2 protein-coding genes are annotated in these 2,880 nt (G+C 45.9%); one reads left to right on the top strand and one right to left on the bottom strand.

Translation table 11 applies throughout. The features are described from left to right. Positions 1 to 43 precede the first annotated feature (43 nt). Complete coding sequence (locus tag AAY72_RS02405; protein WP_057785449.1) at positions 44 to 1,510, bottom strand: RimK family protein; 1,467 nt, start codon at positions 1,508 to 1,510, stop codon at positions 44 to 46. Between the two features lie 111 nt (positions 1,511 to 1,621). Between AAY72_RS02405 and AAY72_RS02410 the strand changes: the two genes are divergently transcribed. Further along, positions 1,622 to 2,737 carry a GNAT family N-acetyltransferase/peptidase C39 family protein gene (locus AAY72_RS02410; RefSeq protein WP_057785450.1) on the top strand — a complete coding sequence of 372 codons (1,116 nt, stop codon included), beginning with the start codon at positions 1,622 to 1,624 and terminating at the stop codon, positions 2,735 to 2,737. Positions 2,738 to 2,880 lie beyond the last annotated feature (143 nt).

Below are 2,880 nucleotides of genomic sequence, written 5' to 3' on the forward strand. Positions count from 1 at the left end.
GTCTCTCCATCTGCACCAAATCAACCGGCTTAAGCCGGTTTTTTTATCGGTTTAATTCAATGCGCCGGATAAAATCTTCTACCAGCAGATCATAGAGTTTGTTGCCTAAATACAAGTCCTCGACACCATCATCAATATTGGGGTTGTCATTAACCTCGATAACGAACACTTGCTCACCAGCTTGCTTCAGATCGACACCGTATAAACTGTCACCTATAGGTTTACAGGCGGCAAGCGCTGCTTGCAACACATGGGCCGGCACTTCTGCAATCGCACAGGTGGTAAAACCGCCACTCTGAGTTTTGCCCTTACCGTGCTTATAAATCTGCCAGTGATTGCGGGCCATAAAATACTTACAGGCGAATAGTGGCTGACCGTTCAATACGCCAATCCGCCAGTCAAACTCGGTATAGGTATAACGCTGGGCCAGAATAATAGCGCTCTGATCAAACAGAGCATTTAGCTGTGCTTTTAACTCGGTCAGAGTAGTGACTTTAACCACACCACGGGAGAAGCTGCCGTCAGGGATCTTTAGCACCAAAGGTAAGCCAAGCGTATCGGCGGCGCGTTCCAGATTATCTTCGTCCTGTTTAAATAGCATTAAGCCGTCTGGTACTGGCACTTTATGCTGCTGAAATAGCGTCTGTAGGTATACCTTATTACCACAGCGTAAGATTGAGTTCGGATCGTCGATGACGGCTAACCCCTCGCGCTCCGCCTTTACCGCCAGATGAAAGGTGTGGTGATTTACGCCTGTGGTTTCGCGAATAAACAGGCCATCAAACTCCGGTAGCCGCTGAATATCCCGGGCTGAAATTAATTCAGTATCCATAGCCGCGCGCTTTGCAGCTTTTCGGAATAGCTCCAGCGACTTCGGAGTGCAAGGTGGAAAGGGCTCGTTTGGGTTGGTCAAAACAGCCAGATCATATTTAAAGCGGGCATTCTTTGGCTCCAGGCGCCAGATTTTGTGACTGTAACGTTCCAACACTTCAGCGAAATGCCCTTGTTCCTGCTCAGTTAACTTATGTACCGCACCAATTTTTATGGAACGGATCTGCCAGTGATTCTTTTTACTTAGCTCAACCCGGAGAACGGGAACTGGCAGTGCCTCAAATAAATAGCTGGCAAATTTACGCAGGGCTTTTGATGAGGTTTCACCAAAATAGATGTTAAACAGCAGTTGCTGTTCGGCAGCATCAGCCAGCGCTTTGTCGAGCAGACTTTGTAAGGTGCCGGGAAGTTCTTCGATAAGTTCAGATATTTCAAAGCGATTGAATTTATTGAAAGCTCGCAATGATGGCATAACGTTGTGGCCGCGAGCTTCTGCGAGTAGTGAGCAGTAGTAACCTGTCCCCAAGTAATGAGACTGACGGCATAGGTTAATAACACGTACCCGTTGTTTTTGTTTCGGTTGCCATTTTAGATATGCCGGCAGACTCATTACGCCGTCATATTGATAGAAAGGAGCCCAATCTTGCAGTTTATCGACAACAATAACCAGTTTAGCCATAAGTTAGATCCTGTCCTCTTACCTGAGAAATTCCCTAAAGTATCGGTAATAAAAGTAAATTCCGCTACTATACTGAGCATAATCAGATATTAGCTTTAAGTACTGTATCGGATGGATGTTCAACAGGTTATTGAGATCCGGGAAGCGACTAGTCAGGATCTATCGGCATTGCTGGTTATTGAGCTGCAATGTTTTCATAGTGACCGCCTTAGTCAACGCAGTTTCAGACGTTTTATCTCTGAAAAACGTAGTGATCTCTTTGTGCTATGTTTAGACAAGGAGATAGTAGGTTACTATTTATTGATCTACCGGCGCGGTAGCAGTATGGCCAGGTTATATTCAATTGCTGTGGTACCGCGTTTGCAAGGGCAAGGTCTGGCCAAGCGTCTGATCGCGGATGCGGAGCAAAAGGCGCTGCTCAGGCATTGTGTGTTATTACGATTAGAAGTGCGGCCTGACAATCAGCCTGCAATAAAACTATACCAAAAGCTTGGCTATCATCCATTCGGCGTTAAGCTGGATTTTTACGAAGATCATAGTGATGCGTTGTGCCTGCAAAAACAAATTCATCATTATCAGGCCGCGTCCTATACCAGACTGGTGCCTTATATTGCGCAAACTACCCCTTTTACTTGCGGTCCTGCCTGTCTGCTAATGGCATTTAACTATTTTCAACCCGGGGAATTCAGCCCCGAACATCTGGAAATTGAGCTATGGCGGGAAGCAACAACGATATTTATGACGTCTGGTCATGGAGGTTGTGGTCCTAGGGGTTTGGCGTTAGCTGCGGCAAAGCGCGGCTTTATAGTGCAAATTTATTTGAATCAGGATGGTCCCTTGTTTTTGGATTCGGTGCGCAGTCCTGAAAAAAAGTCGGTGATGCAGCGGGTCTATCAAGCAGATCAAGCTAAAGTTACGCAACTAGGTTTACCTTTGGTACTAACCGAACCGGATCTCTCTTTAATAAGCAAGCTGCTTAAAGATGGTTATATCTTACTGGCGTTAATCAGTACCTGGCAGTTTGACCGCTCGAAAGCGCCGCATTGGATAGTGATTTGTGCTGTGGACGCTGACTTTGTCTATATTAACGATCCCGATGTTGAAGATATCCCCTGGCTTTCACCAACGGAGCGCCACTATATACCAGTGAGTCACCATATCTTTAATAAGGCCTTTGCATACGGTAAAAAGCGTCTGAAAGCTTTGTTAGCGATTAAAAAGGTTTGAAAATAAGCACTTTGCTGCATTTTTCTGCGAACGATCTAAAAATCCGAAGTTTTCTATAAACTCTGCTTGCAGCCTTGTTAAAACTCCCTATAATGCGCGCCATGACATGCGGGGCGCGTAGCCGGGTGCTGCGCTAAACGAGT

The organism is Alishewanella sp. WH16-1, assembly GCF_001441695.1.
GTDB lineage: Bacteria > Pseudomonadota > Gammaproteobacteria > Enterobacterales > Alteromonadaceae > Alishewanella > Alishewanella agri.